Here is a 3,882-nt window from a genome sequence, read left to right as displayed (position 1 = left end):
TGCGGTGAAACAGGCGATGCTGCGGGACTGGGGCAGCTGGGATGATGATTTCCGCGCCATGACCCGCGAGATCCGCCGCCGCCTGCTGGCGCTCTTGGGCGCAGGCGCGGAAGGCTTTGACTGCGTGCCGGTGCAGGGCTCGGGCAGCTATGCGGTGGAGGCGATGCTGGGCTCTTTCCTTCCGCGGGACGGCAAGGCGCTGGTGCTGGCCAACGGCGCCTACGGGCAGCGGGCGGCGCAGACGCTCAGGTACCTGGGCCGCGCGCACGTGGTGCTGGACAAGGGCGACTACCTGCCGCCGCGCGGCGCGGAGGTGGCGCGGATCCTGGCCGAGGATCCGGCGATCACCCATGTGGTGGCGGTCCATTGCGAGACCTCCTCGGGCATTCTGAACCCGGTCGCGGAGATCTCCGAGGCGACATATGCGGCGGGGCGCAAGCTGCTGGTCGACTCGATGTCGGCCTTTGGCGCGATCGAATTGCAGCCCGCGCAGATCCGGTACGAGGCGATGGTGTCCTCGGCCAACAAATGCATCGAGGGGGTGCCGGGCTTTGGCTTTGTGCTTGCCCGCAAAGAGGAAATCGAGGCGGCCAGGGGCAACAGCCACTCGCTGTCGCTGGACGTGCATGCGCAATGGGCGGCGATGGAGACAACCGGCCAGTGGCGGTTCACCCCGCCGACCCATGTGGTGGCCGCCTTCCTGCAAGCACTGCGGGCGCATGAGGCGGAGGGCGGCGTGGCGGCGCGCGGCGCGCGCTACACCCGCAACCGCGATGTGATGGTGGCGGGGATGCGGGAGCTGGGGTTCGAGACCCTGCTGGACAGCCGCTGGCTGTCGCCCATCATCGTCACGTTCTTTTGCCCGGCCGACGGGAACTTCGTGTTCAGCCGCTTCTATGACCTGATGAAGGCCAGGGGCTTCATCCTTTACCCGGGCAAGCTGACGGTGGCGGACAGCTTCCGCATCGGCTGCATCGGGCAGATGGACGAGCATGTGATGCGGCGGGTTGCCGCCGCCGCCCGGGAAACCCTGGCCGAAATGGGCGTCGCCAGCGCGGCGCCGCCCGCCGCGGCCCTGGAAGAACGTGCCAAACTGGCCGCCTGAAGACACGCCTGAGAGATAAAGGACTGCACGACATGACCACTGGAACCCCCCTCGCCGGGCCTGTCACCGGGCCAGTAACCGGGCCTGTCACTGCCAACGGGCGCAGCTACCCCGCCCCCAAGGTTCCGGCGATTGCCATCTGCCTCGATGGCTGCGAGCCGGAGTACCTGGACGTTGCCATCGCCAAGGGGCTGATGCCCGCGCTGAAGCGGATCCGCGGGACCGGCACCGACCGGCTGGCGCATTCGGTGATCCCCTCCTTCACCAATCCCAACAACCTCAGCATCGCGACCGGCCGCCCGCCCGCGGTGCATGGCATCTGCGGCAACTACCTGATCGACCCGGATACGGGCGAAGAGGTGATGATGAACGACGTGCGGTTCCTGCGGGCGCCGACCATCTTCTCGCAGTTCTACGAGGCGGGCTGCCGCGTCGCCATGGTCACCGCCAAGGACAAGCTGCGGGCGCTCTTGGGCGCCGGGCTGCGGTTCGACGAGGACCGGGCGGTGGCCTTCTCCTCGGAGCGCTCGGGCGGGACCACCAGGGCGGAGCACGGCATCGACAACGCCAGCGCCTGGCTGGGCATGGAGGTGCCGGAGGTCTACTCGGCGGAGCTGAGCGAGTTTGTCTTTGCCGCCGGGGTGAAGCTGTTGCAGGAGTTCCGCCCGGACGTGATGTATCTCTCGACCACCGATTACATCCAGCACAAGTTCGCCCCCGACCAGCAGGGCGCGCTGGACTTCTATGCGATGTTCGACAGGTACCTGGCGCAACTGGATGAAATGGGCGCGGCCATCGTGGTGACCGCCGACCACGGCATGAAGCCCAAGCACCATGCCGACGGGTCGCCCAGCGTGATCTATGCCCAGGACCTGATGGACGATTGGCTGGGCGAGGGCCAGGCGCGGGTGATCCTGCCGATCACCGATCCTTACGTGGTGCACCACGGGGCGCTGGGGTCTTTCGCAACCGTGTATCTGCCCGAGGGGGCGGACCGGGCGGAGATCATGGCCCGGCTCGCCGCCCGCGAGGAGCTGATCCTGGTGGCGGACAAGGAAGAAGCCATCCGCCGCTTCGAGCTGCCCGGCGACCGCATTGGGGACATCGTGATGATCTCCGGCGAGAATATCTGCATCGGCACCTCGGCCCACCGCCACGACCTGGCGGCGCTGAAGGAGCCTTTGCGCAGCCACGGCGGGCTGACCGAGCAGGAGGTGCCCTTTATCGTCAACCGCGTCCTCGATCTGCCGGAGCAGCCCGGGGATCTGCGCAACTTTGACGCTTTCTTCTACGCCTGCACCGCGGCGGCGCAGTGAACCAGCGGGGGATCTCATGAGCACTATCGACATCCGCAACGAAGGCATGCGCATCGGCGGCGAGGCGGTCTTTACTCAAGACACCGTGCCGGTCCATTACCCCTATACCGGCGAGCTGGCCGGCACCGTGCCCGCAGGCCAGGCCGAGCACGCCCGCATGGCCTTTGACATCGCCGCGAACTACACGCCGAAACTGACCCGCTATGAGCGCAGCCAAATCCTGCAGCGGGCCGGGGAGCTGATCGGCGAGCGCCGTGAATACCTGGCCAAGTGGCTGACGCTGGAGCTGGGCATCTGCCGCCAGCACGCGAATTACGAGACCAGGCGCGCCCAGGACGTCTATCAGTTTGCCGCGGCCGAGGCGCTGAAGGATGATGGTGAGATCTTCTCCTGCGACCTCACCCACAACGGCAAGCCGCGCAAGATCTTCACCAGGCGCGAGCCGGTCCGGGCGATCTCGGCGATCACCCCGTTCAACCATCCGCTGAACATGGTCAGCCACAAGATCGCGCCGTCGATTGCCACCAACAATTGCATGGTCTGCAAGCCAACCGAGCTGACGCCGCTCACCTGCATCGCGCTGGCCGATATCCTCTATGAAGCCGGGCTGCCGCCGGAGATGTTCCAGGTGGTGACCGGCTGGCCGCAGGACATCGGCGGCGAGATGATCACCAATGAAAACATCGACATCATCACCTTCACCGGCGGCGTGCCGGTGGGCAGGATGATTGCCGAGAAAGGCGTCTACAAGCGCCAGGCGCTGGAGCTGGGCGGCAACGACCCGCTGATCGTCTGCAATGACCTGAGTGACGATGACCTGGACAAGGCGGCGGCGATTTCGGTGGCCGGCGCCACCGGCAACTCCGGCCAGCGCTGCACCGCGATCAAGCGCATCCTGGTGCAGGAGAGCGTTGCGGACCGCTTTGTGCCGCGGGTGCTGGAAAAGGCCAAGAAGATTAAATTTGGCGATCCGCAGGACCCGGAGACCGAACTGGGCTGCGTGATCCACGCGCAGGCCGCCGAGCTGTTCGAGACCCGGGTGCTGCAGGCGGCGAAGGACGGCGCCGAGATCCTCTACCACCCCGCCCGCCAGGGCGCGCTGCTGCCGCCGATCGTGGTGGACAGGGTGCCGCACAGCAGCGAGCTGGTGATGGAGGAGACCTTCGGCCCGATCATCCCGATCGTCCGGGTGCCGGACGACGATGCCGAGGTGATGCGGATCTCCAACTCGACCCGGTTCGGACTGTCCTCGGGCGTCTGCACCAACGACCTGAACCGGGCCATTGCCTATATCAACGGTCTGGACGTGGGCACCTGCAACATCTGGGAGCAGCCCGGCTACCGCATCGAAATGTCCCCTTTCGGCGGCATCAAGGACTCAGGCAACGGCGTCAAGGAAGGCGTCATCGAAGCCATGAAGTTCTTCACAAACGTCAAGACATACTCCCTCCCATGGCCGGA

General features: G+C 66.3%; 3 protein-coding genes. All 3 read left to right on the top strand.

Going from position 1 to position 3,882, the window contains the following annotated elements; translation table 11 throughout:
* Positions 1 to 1,105, top strand: a 1,105-nt coding sequence (locus ACFMBG_RS23985; protein ID WP_421057150.1) for a 2-aminoethylphosphonate--pyruvate transaminase, incomplete at its 5' end; no start/stop codon positions are given.
* A gap of 32 nt (positions 1,106 to 1,137) precedes the next feature.
* Positions 1,138 to 2,421: a phosphonoacetate hydrolase gene (gene phnA, locus ACFMBG_RS23980; protein WP_421057149.1), complete on the top strand. Its 1,284-nt coding sequence runs from the start codon at positions 1,138 to 1,140 to the stop codon at positions 2,419 to 2,421.
* Between the two features lie 16 nt (positions 2,422 to 2,437).
* A partial coding sequence (gene phnY, locus ACFMBG_RS23975) for a phosphonoacetaldehyde dehydrogenase (protein ID WP_421057148.1) occupies positions 2,438 to 3,882 on the top strand: 1,445 nt, incomplete at its 3' end.

The organism is Leisingera coralii (assembly GCF_049056525.1).
GTDB lineage: Bacteria > Pseudomonadota > Alphaproteobacteria > Rhodobacterales > Rhodobacteraceae > Leisingera > Leisingera coralii.
This window is presented reverse-complemented; position numbering and strand designations above follow the sequence as displayed.